Below are 16,812 nucleotides of genomic sequence, written 5' to 3' on the forward strand. Positions count from 1 at the left end.
CCAGCCCTACTGGATTGGCCACCGGTACGACCACGATCTCGCCATTGAGTTGGCCCGCCGCTTCCAGCTTGGCCAAGTGCTGTTTGAGATGGTGCAGGACCAACATGCCTGGCAATTCGTCCGCGTGCAGGCTGGCCTGCAGGTAGACCTTCTGGCCCTGGCCTGGCTTGCCATAGTGGAAACTCAAGAGTTCGCGACGGGTGGCGATGCTCGGTGACAGCAGTGGATGGCGTTGGATCTGCATGGCTTACCCCTTGCGCGGCTGCAGGTAGGACAGCCAGCGGCGCTCCGCCAGCTTGAACAGCCACACCAGTGTAAAGGTCAGCGCCATATAGATGGCGCCGGCCGTCAGGTAGGGTTCGAAAACCAGGTACTGCTCGGAACGGATGCGATCAGCGACATTGGTGATGTCGGTCAGGGCCGGCACGGTGCTGGCGAGCGAGGTGCCCTGCAGCATCATGATCACTTCGTTCGAATAGGCCGGCAAGGTACGGCGCAGTGCCGAGGGCAGGACGATGCGCCGCATCAACTGCCAGTTGCCCATGCCCATGGCGCGGGCGGCTTCGATCTCGCCATGGTTGGTGTTGCGGATCGCGCCGGCGATCATCTCGGTCGTATAGGCGCAGGTGTTGAGCGTGAAGGCCAGTACGGCACAGAAGAAGGCGTCCTTGAAGGGCTTGAGCAAGGGCACCGTATCCCAGTTGTTCTGGATGATGTCCAGCTGGGCGAGGCCGTAGTAGATCAGGTAGACCTGGATCAGCATGGGCGTGCCACGCATGATGTAGGTGTAGAGCCAGACCGGCAGCGATAGCCAACGCTTGCGTGAGACGCGCATGATGGCCAGCGGAATGGCGCACAGGCCGCCTATCACCACTGAGATGATGGTGAGTTCCAGGCTGACCAGGATGGCCTGTGCGAACATGCGCAGGGTATCGGGTTCGAAAATAGAGGAGAAATCCATCAGAACTCACCCTTGCGCACGCCCATGGAGTAGCGCTTGTCCAATTGCTTGAGCACGATCAACGAAACCGTGGTGATGGCGAGGTAGATTGCGGCTACCAGGAGGTAGAACAGCATGGGGGCCAGCGGGGTGAGCGAGCGGGTCGCAGCAGAGGCCTGCTTGGCCAGCATGGTCATGTCGGTCAGGCCGATCACCGATACCAGTGCCGTGGCCTTGATCAGCACCAGCCAGTTGTTGGTGAAGCTGGGTAGCGCCAGCCGTATCATCTGCGGCACCACAATACGGAAGAATACGCGGCTACGGCTCATGCCGAAGGCGTAGCCTGCTTCAGATTGACCCTTGGGGATCGCCATGATGGCGCCACGAAAGGTCTCTGTCATATAGGCGCCGTAGATGAAGCCGATTGTCACGATGCCGGCGAACAGCGGGTTGATCTCGACGTAGTCGTTATACCCCACGCTCTCGAGCACCTTGTTGAGCAGCATCTGGCCGCCGTAGAACAGCAGCAGCATCCACACCAGTTCCGGAATGCCGCGGATGATGGTCGAGTAGAGTGCCGCCAGCCAATTCAGTGGCTTGTTGGTGGATAGTTTGGCAGTGGCGCCGAGCAGTCCCAGTACGACGGCAACGACCAGGGAGCCACCGGCAACCTGGAGCGTCAGCTTTGCGCCTGCGAGGACATTGAATACGTACTCTTCCATCTTGAGTCTCGCGTGCCGCGGAGGAGTTGCGGCTTGGGTAGATGCGGCCCCGGTCCGGCGGCGAGCCGGGCCGGGGTAGAAGACGGCGCGAGCGCCGCCCCGGTGAAGCCTGGGCCGATTAGGAGCCCCAGACGTCGAAGCTGAAGTACTTGTCGTTCAGCTTCTTCCAAGTGCCGTTGGCACGGATGGTATTGATGGCCTTGTCCAATGCAGCCTTCAGCGCGGTATCGTTCTTGCGAACGGCAATGCCGGCGCCTTCACCGAAGTACTTGAAGTACTTCTTGTCGCTCAGCACCGGACCGACAAAGCCCCAGCCCTTGCCGTCGGCAGTCTTGAGAAAGCCTTCATAGACTTCCACGCTGTCGGCAACGGTACCATCAAGGCGGCCTGCCTTGATATCGAGGTAAACCTGGTCTTGAGCTTCGTAGGGGACGATGGTCACGCCGGCCGGTTCCAGCTCGCCGCGGGCATATTTCTCCTGGGTGGACGCCTTCAGCACGCCGATCTTCTTGCCCTTGAGGTCAGCCGGCACGTTCTTGACGGTGCCGAGCTTCACCACCACGCGGGAGGGGGTGTTGTAGTACTTGCCGGTGAAGGCAACAGCCTTCTTGCGGTCTTCGGTGATGGACATCGAGGAGATGATGGCATCGTACTTCTTCGCATTGAGGCCGGGGATCATGCCGTCCCAGGCTTGCTCGACGAATACGCACTTCGCTTTGAGCTCATCGCACAGGGCCTGGGCGACATCGACGTCAAAGCCTGTGGGTTTGCCTTCCGGGGTCTTGAAGGTGAAAGGCTTGTAGGTCGCGTCGATGGCAACGCGGATTTCCTTCCACTCTGCTGCGGAAGCGGCCGCCGACAAGGCAAGGGCGACAGCGCCGATCAGCGCGATTTTCTTCATTGCGATACTCCTCGTTTTAAGGGATGCGTTTTGGGCTGGATCAGGCCGGCTCAAGGCGGCAGGGAACCATTACCGGCGCTGATTGTAATACTGCAATCAAGCGGCTTCCATGTCCCAAAAGCGACATGTTCGTATACGGCGGGGTCGCATATATATTCCCGCAACATGCTTATGCGTCGGTAGGGGTTTTCCCCCTGCTCATTGCCCTGCCTGGGGGCGCGGCTATAACAAAGTGTCGCATCCCCTAATACAGGTAGTGCTTGCAGCGGCGCTACAATGCGCCTGCAATCGCCGCAAAGGATGCGGCCTAGCCAGAAAGAGCAGGCGCGCAAAATGTGCCAGGCTCCGATGCCCAACAGGAGACAAACCAAGATGCAAAGCTTCCAAGCCAGCCTCGTCGCCGATATCCAGCGCCATGCGAGCGCCCGCGAGGCCGGGACGGTCAACCTCAGCAAGCTGATCCAAAGCTACTACGCCGATACTGATGCGCACGATCTCGCGACCCGCGACGCGCAAGACTGGTACGGTGCGTTGCTCGCCCACACCAAGCTGGCTGCAGTCCGCAGCAAGGGCGAGGCCCTGGTGCGAGTCTACAACCCGAGCTTTGATGATCACCGCTGGCAGTCCAGCCACACTGTCATCGAACTGGTGAACGATGACAAATCCTTCCTGGTGGATACCGTCAGCCTTGCCTTGAGCCGTCTGGGCTATAGCATCCATCAGATCATCCACCCCATCTTGCAGGTGGAACGGGACAAGGCCGGTAAGCTGATCGATACCGGCAAGGGTGCCGTCGAATCGTGGATGCATCTGGAGATTGACCGCGTCAGTGACAAAGCTCGGCTTGAGGAGATCAAGACCGAGCTTTTGCGCGTCTTGGGCCAGCTCAAGGATTGCGTGGAAGACTACGAAGCCATGGTGACCCGCTTGGGCGAGGTGCGTGCCGAATTGGCCAAGGTCAAGCCGGCCACCGACAAGGCCGAGTGGGCAGACAGCCTGGCTTACCTCGACTGGCTGAAGGACGACCACTTTGTCTTCCTCGGCTACCGCGACTACGACCTGACCGATGGCAAGAACGGCGTGCAGCTGGCCATCGTCAAGGGTTCCGGCCTGGGCCTCTTGCGTGGCGAGACGCGTGGCGCCCATTCGGCCAGCTTTGCCGCCCTCCCCGCTGAAATCCGGGCACTGGCGCGCGACAAGACCCCGCTGCTCCTGACCAAGACCAATTCGCGCTCGACCGTGCATCGTGGCAGCTACCTCGATTGTGTCGGTCTCAAGCGCTACGACGCCAAGGGCAATGTGGTCGGCGAGCGCCGCTTCCTCGGCCTCTACACCGCCAAGGCCTACAATACCCCGCCGCATCAGATCCCGGTGCTGCGCCGCAAGATCGCTGCCGTCATGGCAGGCAGCGCCGTGCTGCCGGACAGCCACAAGGGCAAGACCCTGCTGAACGTGCTGGAGACCTACCCGCGTGACGAGCTGCTGGAGATCAGCGAGTCGGCGCTGACCGAGATTGCCGGCCGTATCGTGGCCATGCAGGAGCGCAGCCAGGTACGCGCCTTTATCCGTGAAGATCTGTACCGTCGCTATGTCTCGGCTCTGGTGTATCTGCCGCGCGACAACTACAACACCGACGTGCGCATGAAGATGCAGCAGCTGCTGCTCAATGCCTTCAACGGCACTTCGGCGGAATTCAACGTGATGCTGTCGGATTCGGCCCTGGCCCGTATCCACTTCATCGTCCGCACGCCAACCGGCTCAACCCTGCCGGACTACGACCCGCGCGAAATCGAGAACCAGATTGCCCAGGCGACCCGTCGCTGGTCGGACGACCTGCAGCTCAATCTGACCGCCCACGCTGGCGAAGAGCGTGGCATGGCGCTGTACGCCAAGTATGCCAAGAGCTTCCCGGCCGCCTACTACGCCGACTACGACGCGCGTACCGCGGTCTACGACATCGACAAGATCGAGCAGGCACTGAAGGAAAAGCGCCTCACCCTCAAGCTCAACGATGCCACCCTGGCCGACCCGACCCAGCATCGCTTCAAGATCTTCCGTGAAGATCCGATCGCGCTCAGCGACAGCCTGCCGGTGCTGGAGAACATGGGCGTGCGCGTGATCGAGGAGCAGCCCTACACCCTCAAGTTCGCCGATGGTGGCCGTGCCTGGGTGACCGATATTGCGCTCAAGCTGCAGCAGGCAGGCCTGTTGGATGACGAAGTCCGCCGCCTGGCCTTCCAGGAAGGCTTTGCCGCGATCTTCGAAGGCCGTGCCGAGAACGACCGCTTCAACAAGCTGATCCTGTTCGCCGGCCTGCAATGGCGCGAGGTCGTGCTGCTGCGCGCCTACGCCAAGTACCTCAAGCAACTGGGCCTGAACTACAGCCTGGACCACATTGCCGACCGCCTGGCGCACTTCCAGGACATCGCCCGCGATCTGGTCACGCTGTTCCTGGCCATGCAGGAGCCCAAGCAGAAGCAGGCCAAGCAAGTGGCCGGCCTGTGCGACAAGATCAAGGAAGCACTGGCCCAGGTGCCCAGCATTGATGATGAGCGCATCCTGTCTGGCTTCTACCACACCATCGTCGCCACGCTGCGTACCAACTACTTCCAGCCGGCTGCCGAGGGTGGTAGCAAGGACTACATCAGTTTCAAGTTCGAAAGCGGCCGCATCCCCAACATGCCGCAGCCGGTGCCGCTGTTCGAGATCTTCGTCTACTCGCCGCGCGTCGAGGGTATCCACCTGCGCTTTGGCAAGGTGGCCCGCGGTGGTCTGCGTTGGTCCGACCGCAAGGAAGACTTCCGTACCGAGGTGCTGGGTCTGGTGAAGGCGCAGCAGGTCAAGAACACGGTGATCGTGCCGGTGGGTTCCAAGGGCGGCTTCGTGCTCAAGCAGGCGCCGACCGAGCGCGAGGCCTATCAGGCCGAGGGCGTGGCTTGCTACAAGACCTTTATCCGTGGCCTCCTGGATCTGACCGACAACCTGGTCGAGGGCAAAGTGGTGCCGCCCAAGGCGGTACATCGTCACGACGCGGATGATCCCTACCTGGTCGTCGCTGCCGACAAGGGTACGGCCACCTTCTCCGACATCGCCAACGGCGTGTCGCAAGAGTATGGCTTCTGGTTGGACGATGCCTTTGCTTCGGGCGGCTCGGTCGGTTACGACCACAAGAAGATGGGTATCACCGCCAAGGGCGCCTGGGAGTCGGTCAAGCGCCACTTCCGCGAGATGGGCCATGACACCCAGACCCAGCCCTTTACCGTGGTCGGTATCGGTGACCTGATGGGTGACGTGTTCGGCAACGGCATGCTGCTGTCCGATCAGATCAAGCTGGTGGCGGCCTTCAATCACCTGCACATCTTCCTGGACCCGAACCCGGATACGGCCAAGAGCTTCAAGGAACGGCAGCGCATGTTCGCCCTGCCCCGCTCGAGCTGGGAAGACTACGACAAGAAGACCTTGTCCAAGGGTGGTGGCATCTATTCGCGTAGCGCCAAGTCCATCCCGCTCTCGCCCGAGATGCGCAAGGTATTGGACGTGACCGACGAGGCCCTGGCCCCGAACGATCTGATCCGCGCCATCCTCAAGGCACCCGTGGACCTGATGTACAACGGAGGTATCGGCACCTACTTCAAGGCCAGCTCGCAGAGCCATGCCGAGGCCAGCGACCGCAGCAACGATGCGCTGCGCATCGACGGCCGTGAGTTGCGCGCCAAGGTGGTTGGCGAAGGCGGCAATCTGGGCTTCACCCAGCTGGGTCGGGTCGAGTACGCCATGAACGGCGGCCATATCTGCACCGATGCCATCGACAACTCGGCCGGCGTGGACTGTTCCGACCATGAGGTCAACATCAAGATCCTGTTCGGTCGCCTGGTCCAGGGAGGCGACATGACGCTCAAGCAGCGCAACACGCTGCTGGCCGAGATGACCGACAACGTGGGTCAGCTGGTACTGCGTGACAACTACCTGCAGACCGCCGCGATCAGCCTGGAGTTGCAACAGGCCCAGTCGCTGCTGTCGGTGCACAGCCGCTTTATGCAGAGTCTTGAGAAGGCGGGCCGTCTGAGCCGCCGTATCGAGTATCTGCCGAACGATGTTCAACTGGCTGAACGCCAGCAGGCCGGTGCCGGCCTGACCAGCCCGGAACTGGCAGTGCTGCTGGCCTATGCCAAGCTGGGTCTGTTCGACCAGCTGATTGCTTCGCCGCTGCCGGCCATGCCGGAATGGGACGAGCTCTTGAGCAGCTACTTCCCGGTCAAGATGGCAGATAAGTTCAAGAAGCAGTTGCCCAGCCATCCGCTGCGCAGCGAGATCGTGGCTACCGTGCTGACCAACGAGTGTGTCAACCGCATGGGCATCAGCTTTGTGTTCCGCGTGGCTGAAGAGACCAATGCCGCGCCCTCGGCCATCGTGCACGCCTGGAGCCTGGCTTCGCGCCTGATGCAGGCCGACAAGCTGTGGGCCGAGCTCGAAGCGCTGGACAACCAGGTGCCGACCAGCACCCAGTACGCCCTGATGCTGGAAGTGCGCAAGCAACTTGAACGGGTAGCACGTTGGGTGCTGAACGTACAGTTGACCGAGAGCGATGCGGCTGCCCGCATCAAACAGCTGACCGAGGAAATCCCGGCCCTGCTGCCCAAGCTCGACAAGTGGCTGGCCGACAAGCCCGCCTTCAGCAGCGAGCGTGATCGCCTCAAGGCGGCCGGCGTCAAGGCTGAGCTGGCTGCCCGTGTGGTCAACCTCGATGCCCTGCTGGCCCTCCTGGATATCGCCCGTCTGGCCCGCAGCAGCAAGACCGCGGTCGAGGATGTGGCTACCGTCTACTTCAAGTTGGAGAACGCCCTGCAGATCGACTGGCTGCGCGGAGTGGTAGATGGTCTGCCGCGTGACAACCGTTGGCAGACGCTGGCCCGGATGGCCTTCCGCGACGAGCTGTATCGCGAGCACACCAACCTGACGGCGCGGGTGCTGCAGGAGAGTGGCAGCATCAACAAGCGGGTCGAAGCCTGGCTCAAGGCGCGTGAATCGGCATTGGAGCATGTGGGCCGCATGTTCGAGGAGCTGCGTATCGCTACCCCTGACCTGGCCATGATCTCCGCGGCGATGCGTGAAATCCGCAGTCGTTTGGCTGCCTGATCACACCACACTGAGCCACAACGGCAATAACAACGGCCGGCATCCTTGATGCCGGCCGTTTTTTTGCTGTTAAACTCCCGGAAAACAAGACCGTTCAAGGCCGACGCGCCATCAGAGCTGCGTACCCTTGATCGGCGGGGGCCATGCCAGTCCATAGGCATGACCGGAGGAAAATCCTCGAGCATCACAGTATCGCAACGAAACTGAACACTGCTGCACGAGCATAGAGCGCCCTGAACGCCATGGAACAACTACCCAATATCCTGATCGCGGACGACTATCACCAGATGCGGCTGGCGGTCCAACATGTCCTCAATGGCATGGAGCTGCGCAACCTGCACGCTGCCAGCCAAGGCCTGGAAGCCAAGCGCATCCTCGAGTCGGTGCCTATTTCCTTGATCATTGCCGACTGGAATATGCCGGGTATGAGCGGCTTTGACCTGCTCTGCTGGTGTCGAAATCACCCGACCTACCGGGACATCCCCTTCATGTTGCTGACAGCGGAGTCGGATCGGGCCTGCCTGAGCCGGGCTATCGAGGCCGGTGTCAGCGACTACCTGGTCAAACCCTTTACTGCCGCGACCCTGAAAGCCCGCGTGAGCAAGTTGCTGGGCCGGTCGAGTGACCCGGTCCGCAAGACCCTGCCACGCCCTTCCCTGCCGGTCATGGCCGAGGTGGCGGTGCTGGGTATGGCTGCTCCGAGTGAAGAACGGCTGGCCAAGGCCACAGTACTTATCGTCGATGACGTGGCGACGAATATCGAGGTCATCGCCGGCATCCTCAAGCACGAATACGCCATCAAAGTGGCGATCAACGGGCGCAAGGCATTGGAGATTGCCAATGGCGAGAGTCCGCCAGACATCATCCTGCTTGACGTGATGATGCCGGAGCTCGATGGCTACGAGGTCTGCCGTCAGCTCAAGGCCAACCCGGCCACGGCCGATATTCCGGTGATCTTTTTGACTGCTCGCGATCAGGTGGACGACGTGGTCGACGGTCTGGATCTGGGGGCCGTCGATTACGTAGTCAAGCCGGCTCAGCCAGCCATCCTCAAGGCGCGGCTGCGTACGCACCTGCGGTTGAGCCAGGCTCAGCTTGATCTCCGCAGGCAGAATGAGGTGATGGGCGAAAACGCCCGCCTGCGCGAGGATATAGAGCGCATCACCCATCATGACCTGAAGAACCCACTCTCCGCGATCATGCATACCTCGGAGCTGATGCTGCTCGAAGGCGAATGGCCGGACGAGCAACGCGAGCGGCTCGCGCTACTGGAGGGCGCCAGCCGGCAGGCGTTGGATCTGGTCACCCTGTCGCTGACGCTCTACAAGATCGAGCAGGGCCAGTTCCAGCCTGAGCTGCGCAAGCTGGACCTCACCCGCCTGCTCGACGCCGTGGTCAGGGAGACCCAGGCCCAGTTCGCCTGGAAGACGGTGACGGTACGCCTGGAGGCCGAGCCGGCAGCCCAGGTTCGTGGTGATCAGGCCTTGTCCCGCTCGGTCTTTGCCAACTTGCTCAAGAACGCCCTTGAGGCTGCGCCTACCGATAGCACCGTCCGGGTACTGGTGGTCCGTGAGCACGACCGCTACCGGGTCGAGATTCACAACCATGGTGCCGTGCCGGAGCAGATCAGGCCGCGCTTCTTTGAGAAATATGTGACCCACGGCAAGGCCGATGGCACCGGCCTGGGCAGTTACTCCGCCAAACTGCTGACTGAAGCTCAGGGTGGTGCGATCGCGCTGAGTTGTGATGACGGACAGGATACGACCTGCCTGACCGTCAGTCTGCAAGCCAGTAGCTGACGCATGCGTGCGCCGCTCCGCCTTGATCTGCTGCGCATATTGGCCGTTACGGTGCTGTTCTGGCTGGCGGCTGAGTTGGGTAGCGCTTTCGTCACCAAGGGCTATCTCACACCGGTCTGGCCGCCGGCAGCCGTCGCCTGTGCAGCGGCACTGCTCTATGGCCCGCGTAGCCTGACCGGTATAGCGCTCTATATCTTCTACGACTACCTGACGGTTGACTTTGGCGATGCCAAGCGCTACCTGCATGGTTTGATCGAACCGAGCTGCATGTATATCACCACCGGCCTGGTGGCCTGGGTAGCCCGCCGCAGCCGACTGGACCTGGCCCTGGGTACGGTGCGCGACACCCTGCTCCTGATGGCCGTGGCCGTGCTCTACGCCGCCATCAGTGCCACCCTCGGTACGGTCGGCTATTGTGGCCTGGCGGGGACCTTGCGCTGCACCGAGGATGGCTGGCTGTCGCACTGGGCCCAATATGGCGTGGGGGATCTGTTCGGCTTATGGATCTGTCTGCCTGCGCTGGTTTCCTGGGGCTTGCGCTTGGATGTGGCCAGTCGACAGCGTTTGAGCCAACCAGAGAAATACCGGCCCGTGCCGCTTAAACAGACGCCGCAGCAACTGGTTTACATCGCCAGCGGGTTGGGCTGTGCTGCGCTGGCCTGGTGGTATACCCGCTATGCCGCCCTGCCGGTGCAGATTGTCGGCTTCATGGCGCTACCGCTGCTGGTCTGGGCTGCCTTGCGCTTCCCGCCCTTGTTTGTCCATTCGGCCATCCTGGTCACCGGCCTTGTAACCATAGGCCTGCAGCTGACTGCACATGCGCAGATGTTCGGCGATACGCCCACCTATCTGGCCTCGCTCTTCCTCTTTTTGCTCAGCCTCTCCATGCTCACCCTGCTTGTCTCGGTGGTAGTGCAGCAGCAGCGCGAGTTGGCGATGACCTTGGCCCACCAGGCGGAGCAGGCCCGCACCGAGGCGCTTTTGGCAGCTGCGCCGGAAGCCATCATCAGCATCGATGGCAAAGGGGCGGTCAGCTATTGGAACCCCGCTGCCGAGCGCATCTTTGGCTGGACCCGACAGCAAGCCGTCGGCCGGCCCATACACGACCGACAATTTCTGCTGCCCGATGTGTTGCGGGATGCGGTCAGTGCCGGCCTTGAGCGCTTCAACCAGGTTGGTGTAGGTACCTTGCCTGAGCATGTGGTCGAACTGGAGCTGCAGCATGCAGACGGCACGCCGGTACCGGTCGAATTGGCGGTCACCGGCTACCGGGAGGGGCGCGAGTGGCACGCGACCGCCTTTGTGCGCGATATTGGCGAGCGCAAGCGACACGAGCTGGCGCTGGCCGCGGCCGAAGTGCGGGCGCGTGACTTGACCGACAAGCTGCCGCTGGCTGTCTTCCAGATGCGTTTTGTGGGCGATGCGCCTCAGGTGACCTTTGCCAATGCGCAATGGCAGGAGTTCGGCCCCTCGCCCGAGGCCATCATGGCCGACGCTGAAGAGATGTTCAGTCTGGTGGTGGAGCGGGATCTGGAGAATGTGCATGCCAGCCTGCGCCAAGCGGTCGAGCGCAGCATGCCCTGGGAGCAGGCCTTCCGTATCCGTCGCAGTGATGGCCAGCAGCGCTGGATCTGGGGGGAGGCACGGCCCAGCATCGTGCTCGGCGGCGAGATTGTCTGGAACGGCTATTGGCAGGACATCACCGACAGTCAGCTGGCCCAGGCCGAGCTGGCCAGTGCGCGCGATCTGGCACAGGATTCGCGCCGCCGCCTGATTGATCTCTCCGATGCGCTGCCTTTGGGTATCTTCCAATTGCGCCTGGATCCTGATGGTCGCCTGCACTATCCCTTTGCCAGCGCCAAGGTCAAAGATATCCTGGGTGTTGACTACACCGATCTACAGGCTGACCCGACGGCCCGTTGGCGCCACGTGTTGCCCGAGGACCGGGTAGTGACTCAGGGTATCGTTCGGCGCGCCATCGCCAATCGGCAAGGTACAGACTTTCAGCACCGTGTCGTACTGCGCGATGAGGTCCGCTGCATCCAGGTGCGTAGCGTCTGCACCCAGCAACAGGATGGCGCCTGGGTCTGGAACGGCTTTTGGATGGATGTGACCGAGGCCCGCGAGCAGGCCGAAGCAATCCGCCTGGCCAAGGAGGAGGCGGAGCTCGCCACCCAGGCCAAGTCCATGTTCCTGGCCAATATGAGCCACGAGATCCGTACGCCGATGAACGCCGTGATCGGCATGGCCCATCTTGCGCTCAAGACCCAGCTCTCACCCAAGCAACGTGACTATGTGGAGAAGATCCATACCGCTGGCGTGTCCTTGCTGGGCGTGATCAACGACATTCTCGATTTCTCCAAGATCGAAGCCGGCAAGCTTGATATCGAGGCGGTCGACTTCGAACTCGACGAGGTGCTGGCCAATGTGGCCACGGTGACCGGTAGTCGGGCCGAGGACAAAGGGTTGGAATACCTGTTCGATATCCCGGCCGACGTGCCGAGGCGGCTCAATGGTGATCCTTTGCGGCTGGGGCAGGTCCTGATCAACCTGATCAACAACGCGGTCAAGTTCACCGAGCAGGGGCTGGTCCAGCTAAGCGCCAGGGTGGTCCAGCAGGATGAAGAGACCGCAACGCTCAGCTTCGAAGTGCGCGATACCGGCATAGGCATGAGCCCGGAGCAGACCAATCAGCTCTTTCTTGCCTTTACCCAGGCGGACGGTTCCACCACCCGCCGTTTTGGCGGTACCGGCTTGGGCCTGAGCATCTCCCGCCGCCTGGTTGAAATGATGGGTGGTCAGATTGGCGTCGAAAGTGAGCTGGGCAAAGGTTCGCTGTTCCGCTTCACCGCCCGTCTGGGGCTGGCACAGACTGAATCGAAGTCTTGCCGGGTGCTGCCGGCGGCGCTCAACGATATGCGCATCCTGGTGGTGGATGACAATCCAGTGGCGCGTGACGTACTGGTGGGCGCCCTGGACCACCTGCCCTTCCGCGTTGCCGCGGTGGATTCCGGCGCCGCAGCGCTGGCGGCGATCCGAGAGGCCGATAGTGATGATCCCTTCCGGGTGGTATTGACCGACTGGCAGATGAAGGGCCTCGATGGTATTGAGCTGACCCGCCAGGTCAAGCAGGATGCCGGTCTGCAACTGGCACCCCTGATGGTGCTTGTCACCGCGTTCGGGCGTGAAGAGATTCGGACCCGGGCCGAACAGGCTGCTGCGGACGGTTTTCTGCTCAAGCCGGTCAATCGCTCAACCTTGATCGATACCCTGGTCACCTTGGTCAGCAGCGAGGATGGCGAGGATGAGGGGGCGGAGCCCGGCTTTGTCGGCGAATCGCTGGACGGGGTGCGTGCCCTGGTGGTGGAAGATAACGAGGTGAACCAGCAGATCGCGCGGGAGCTGCTGGAAGGCATGGGCCTGCAGATCGATATCGCGGCCAACGGCAAAGTGGCGGTGGACATGCTGCGGGCGGCCGAGGCCGACTACTACCGACTGGTTTTCATGGACCTGCAGATGCCGGTCATGGATGGCCACGAGGCGACGGTGACCTTGCGTGCCGATGCGCGTTTCCAGCACTTGCCCATCATCGCCATGACGGCCCATGCCATGGTCGAAGAGCGCGAACGTTGCCTGCGCGAGGGTATGCAGGACCATATCAGCAAGCCGATCGAACCGGCAGCACTGTACAACTGTGTGCGGCGTTGGCTGGGCAAGGACATGGCCGGCGCTGGAGATCACCCGCAGCCGCTGCAAGTGGATGAACTGCCAGAGATTGCCGGCTTGGACCGGGAGGCAGGTCTGCGGCGCCTTGGGGGGAATCGGCAGCTCTATCGTAAGCTGCTTGACCAGTTCGTTGAGCGCTTTGCCGAATCGCCCGCACGTATCAGCGAGCAATTGTCGATCGATCCAAGGGCTGCAGAACGTGAGGCTCACGCCCTGCGTGGGGTGGCCGCCAACCTGGGGGTGCTGCAAGTGCAGTCCCTGGCTGGCGAAGTGGAGCAGGCGCTCCATGTGGGCGAGCCCTTGCCCATGATAGAGGCTGGTCTCAAGCAGCTGGCGCAGGCTATGCAAGACTTCTGCAAGGCCTTGCAGGCGTTGCCGCAACCCCCAACCACCGAGGCCGTCACGGCGCCGGCAGCAGAGTTACTGCCCCGTTTGCACCGCCTGTTGCAAGACAACGACGGCGCGGCGATGGGCTTGATCGAACAGCATGGGCCAGGGCTGCGCAAGCAGCTGGGGCACTCCTTTGCCGCCGTTGAGCAGGCAATCAACCAGTATGACTACGACGCTGCCCTGGCCTTGCTTGGCGTATTGGCCCAGCGCTCCGGCATATCGCTGGCGGCCGGCAGTCCGCTCGGATCTTCCGTATGACCGAACACTTCGATCCACAGAAAACCACCCAGAGCTGGCGGCAGGCATTTGATGCCGGCTTGGCCCTGATGCGTGACGACCCGGCCCAAGGCAAGGCACAAGGCCTCGCGCTGGTCGAGGCTGGCCGGCAGAACCAGCAGCCGCTGCAAGTCTGCTATGGCGAGGTGCTGCAGGCCCTGAGCGACTATTTTGCCGATCGTAACCAGGATACCGAAGCCCGTTTTCTGCGCCTTGAGGCCGAGTTCGGCGCCCTGGGGGAGCGTGACGGTCAGCTGTTGAGCCGCTTCGGCCTCTTGGCGGTGCTGCGGGTACAGGGGCGTACCGAAGAGGGCTATCGCTACGGCCTGGAGCACGTGCAGCCGCTCCTGCCGGCCCAACCCACCCTGAGCAGTGTGTTGGCACTCAATACCCTGGGCATCCTGGCGCAGGAATACGGTCTGACCGATGAGGCTCTGCGCCATTTCTATGGCGCCCTGGATGGTGCCCGCAACCTGGGTCTGCGTGCCCGCGAAGCGCAGGTGACCTGCAATATCGGCGAATTGTTCTATATCTGCGGTAATGCCGAGGACGGCGAGACCATGCTGTGGCAGGCGCGCCAACTGGCGATCACCGCCGGTGAGCGCTGGCTGCTGCCCTTCATCAACCTGATATTGGCGTTGTGCAAGCTCTCCCGCGACGACAGTGCCGGCGCCTACGAGGTGCTGCAAGATTACCTCGACGATGCCGCTCATCTGCGTAGCGCCTCACCGTCCAACCGCGGCTTCTTTTTGGCGGTAGCGGCCTACACCCTGGCCGAGCAAGGCGATCTGGATCGCGCTGAGGCGCTCTGTCAGCGGGCTCTGGGCGAGATGCACCACTACGAGGAGAAGCACCTGCGCCCCTATACCTGGTGGGCCAGCGGCCATATCCACTTCCTGCGCGGGCGAACCGACGAGGCGATCACCGACCTCAATCGTGCCATCGACGAGATCGGTGACATAGGTTATGTCTTCATGCCTATCCGCGCCAGCAAGGAACTGGCCGATATCCATGCTGCCCGCGGCGACTGGCGTCAGGCCCTGATCGACTACAAGCGGCATCACGGCTACTACGAGCGGGCGCAGAATCAAGCCATACGTACCCGCATCCAGGTGCTGAGCATCCAGAGCGAATTGCGCGAGGCAGAGAGCAATCTCAACCATGCCAAGGAAGCGACTCGTGCCAAGTCCATGTTCCTGGCGAATATGAGCCACGAGATACGGACCCCGATGAACGCCATCATCGGCATGGCACACCTGGCGCTGAAGACACCGCTGACGCCCAAGCAGCGCGACTACATCGAGAAGATCCATACCGCAGGCTTGTCGTTGCTGGGCATCATCAACGACATCCTCGACTTCTCAAAGATCGAGGCCGGCCGGCTGGATATCGAATCGGTCGATTTCGACCTCGATGAGATGCTGGCCAATGTGGTGGCGGTGACCGGTGGACGGGCCGAGGAACAAGGCCTGGCCTATGTCATCGATGTTCCGCCCGAGATACCGCGTGGTTTGAAGGGTGACCCCTTGCGCCTTGGACAGGTGCTGATCAATCTGCTCAACAATGCGGTCAAGTTCACCGCACAGGGCGAAGTGCGCCTGCGTGCGCATTTGGAGCAGGATGCAGGTGGCGAGTTGGTGTTGGCCTTCGAGGTGTGCGATACCGGCATCGGCATGAGCGCTGAGCAGTCCGCTCGCTTGTTTCAGGCCTTTACCCAGGCAGATGGTTCGACCACACGCAAGTTCGGCGGTACCGGTCTGGGCCTGACCATCTCCCGCCGCCTGGTTGAGATGATGGGTGGCCAGATTGGCGTGGAGAGCACGCTGGGGGTGGGGTCGCGCTTCTTCTTTACCGTGCGCCTGGCGCATGGGGAACTGGCCCGGACGCAGGAGCAGGCGACGAATACCATCGCGGCCCTGCCCAAGCTGCAGGGGGTCTCGGTGCTCCTGGTCGAAGACAATGATATCAACCAGCAGATCGTGGTTGAGTTGCTGCAGGCGGCTGGCGTGGTGGTCGAAGTGGCCGGTAATGGTCGTGAAGCGCTTGACTTGCTGCTGTTGCAACCCCGCCCGCCCTACGATCTGGTGTTGCTGGATGTGCAGATGCCGATCATGGATGGCTACGCAACCATCCGTGCCATCCGAGCCGAGCCTCGCTTGGCTGAGTTGCCGGTGGTGGCCATGACCGCACACGCCATGCACGAAGAGCGGCAGCGCTGCCTCGATGCGGGCATGAACGGTCACTTGGCCAAGCCTATTACGCCGCAGAGCCTGTTCGACACCGTGGCTCATTGGAGCAGTCGGCGGCCCGGCACCACCCGGACGGCAATGGTGGCATCGCCCGAGCGTCTGCCTACCGTTGCCGGGCTCAATACCGAGAGCGGCCTGGCACGCACACTGGGCGATCATGCCCTCTATCTTGCCCTGCTTGATCGCTTTACCCAGGAGCAGTCGGGAGTGGTGGAGCGTATACGTACGGCACTGCCGACCGATAAGGCGACAGCCAGACGGCTCGCGCATACCCTCAAGAGCGTGGCCGGACTGATCGGTGCCATCACTGTGCAGGATCTGGCCGGCAGCATGGAGCTGCAATTGCAGGATGGTGCCGCAGCACCCTCGGAGCATGAGCTACAAGCACTGGAGCAGGCTTTGTCTACCTTGTTTGCGGGCCTTGTCGCTTTCAAGACCACGGTGCCGGCGGAGGCTGCCGAGACTGGCTTGCTGGCGCGCTTGATCAACTTGCTGCAGGCTCAGGATGGTGAGGCCATCGACTACCTTGAACAGCACCGGTCGGTGTTGGCGCAATCTTTGCCGGACAGCCTGCTGACCAAGGTGGAGCGGCAGATCCGCCAATATGATTACGACGCAGCCCTCCAGCTACTGCAAAAGCGCTGAGTCCCCCGCTTTACCTTTGCAGCAGTAG

At 61.9% G+C, this 16,812-nt stretch carries 7 protein-coding genes and 1 pseudogene; 4 read left to right on the forward strand and 4 right to left on the reverse strand.

Annotation, left to right across the window (positions count from 1 at the left end):
* The 4 genes and pseudogenes from VIM95_RS02080 to VIM95_RS02095 form a co-directional block, all read right to left on the reverse strand.
* Window positions 1-244 (reverse strand): annotated as a pseudogene (locus VIM95_RS02080) (succinylglutamate desuccinylase/aspartoacylase domain-containing protein); the annotation flags it as partial.
* Window positions 245-247: 3 nt separating this feature from the next.
* On the reverse strand, window positions 248-961 hold the full coding sequence (locus tag VIM95_RS02085) for an ABC transporter permease (protein ID WP_331982436.1): 714 nt from the start codon (window positions 959-961) through the stop codon (window positions 248-250).
* Window positions 961-1,662: an ABC transporter permease subunit gene (locus VIM95_RS02090; protein WP_331982439.1), complete on the reverse strand. Its 702-nt coding sequence runs from the start codon at window positions 1,660-1,662 to the stop codon at window positions 961-963. The genes VIM95_RS02085 and VIM95_RS02090 overlap by 1 nt, the downstream gene beginning before the upstream one ends.
* Before the next feature lie 118 nt (window positions 1,663-1,780).
* On the reverse strand, window positions 1,781-2,563 hold the full coding sequence (locus VIM95_RS02095) for an ABC transporter substrate-binding protein (RefSeq protein ID WP_331982442.1): 783 nt from the start codon (window positions 2,561-2,563) through the stop codon (window positions 1,781-1,783).
* 372 nt (window positions 2,564-2,935) lie between these two features.
* Between VIM95_RS02095 and VIM95_RS02100 the strand changes: the two genes are divergently transcribed.
* The 4 genes from VIM95_RS02100 (at window position 2,936) to VIM95_RS02115 (ending at window position 16,784) form a co-directional block, all read left to right on the forward strand.
* Window positions 2,936-7,699: an NAD-glutamate dehydrogenase gene (locus tag VIM95_RS02100; RefSeq protein WP_331982445.1), complete on the forward strand. Its 4,764-nt coding sequence runs from the start codon at window positions 2,936-2,938 to the stop codon at window positions 7,697-7,699.
* 242 nt (window positions 7,700-7,941) lie between these two features.
* Window positions 7,942-9,498: a response regulator gene (locus VIM95_RS02105; protein ID WP_331982448.1), complete on the forward strand. Its 1,557-nt coding sequence runs from the start codon at window positions 7,942-7,944 to the stop codon at window positions 9,496-9,498.
* 3 nt (window positions 9,499-9,501) lie between these two features.
* On the forward strand, window positions 9,502-13,872 hold the full coding sequence (locus tag VIM95_RS02110; protein ID WP_331982451.1) for a response regulator: 4,371 nt from the start codon (window positions 9,502-9,504) through the stop codon (window positions 13,870-13,872).
* Window positions 13,869-16,784, forward strand: a complete 2,916-nt coding sequence (locus VIM95_RS02115; protein ID WP_331982454.1) for a hybrid sensor histidine kinase/response regulator — start codon at window positions 13,869-13,871, stop codon at window positions 16,782-16,784. Before VIM95_RS02110 ends, VIM95_RS02115 begins: the two co-directional genes overlap by 4 nt.
* Window positions 16,785-16,812 lie beyond the last annotated feature (28 nt).

The sequence above is a fragment of the Chitinimonas sp. genome, assembly GCF_036568685.1.
GTDB lineage: Bacteria > Pseudomonadota > Gammaproteobacteria > Burkholderiales > Chitinimonadaceae > Chitinimonas.

Coding starts and splice junctions, on each gene's coding strand:
- VIM95_RS02105 (WP_331982448.1), top strand. CDS start 7,942: ATGGAACAACTACCCAATATCCTGATCGCGGACGACTATCACCAGATG.
- VIM95_RS02085 (WP_331982436.1), bottom strand. CDS start 961: ATGGATTTCTCCTCTATTTTCGAACCCGATACCCTGCGCATGTTCGCA.
- VIM95_RS02090 (WP_331982439.1), bottom strand. CDS start 1,662: ATGGAAGAGTACGTATTCAATGTCCTCGCAGGCGCAAAGCTGACGCTC.
- VIM95_RS02095 (WP_331982442.1), bottom strand. CDS start 2,563: ATGAAGAAAATCGCGCTGATCGGCGCTGTCGCCCTTGCCTTGTCGGCG.
- VIM95_RS02100 (WP_331982445.1), top strand. CDS start 2,936: ATGCAAAGCTTCCAAGCCAGCCTCGTCGCCGATATCCAGCGCCATGCG.
- VIM95_RS02110 (WP_331982451.1), top strand. CDS start 9,502: ATGCGTGCGCCGCTCCGCCTTGATCTGCTGCGCATATTGGCCGTTACG.
- VIM95_RS02115 (WP_331982454.1), top strand. CDS start 13,869: ATGACCGAACACTTCGATCCACAGAAAACCACCCAGAGCTGGCGGCAG.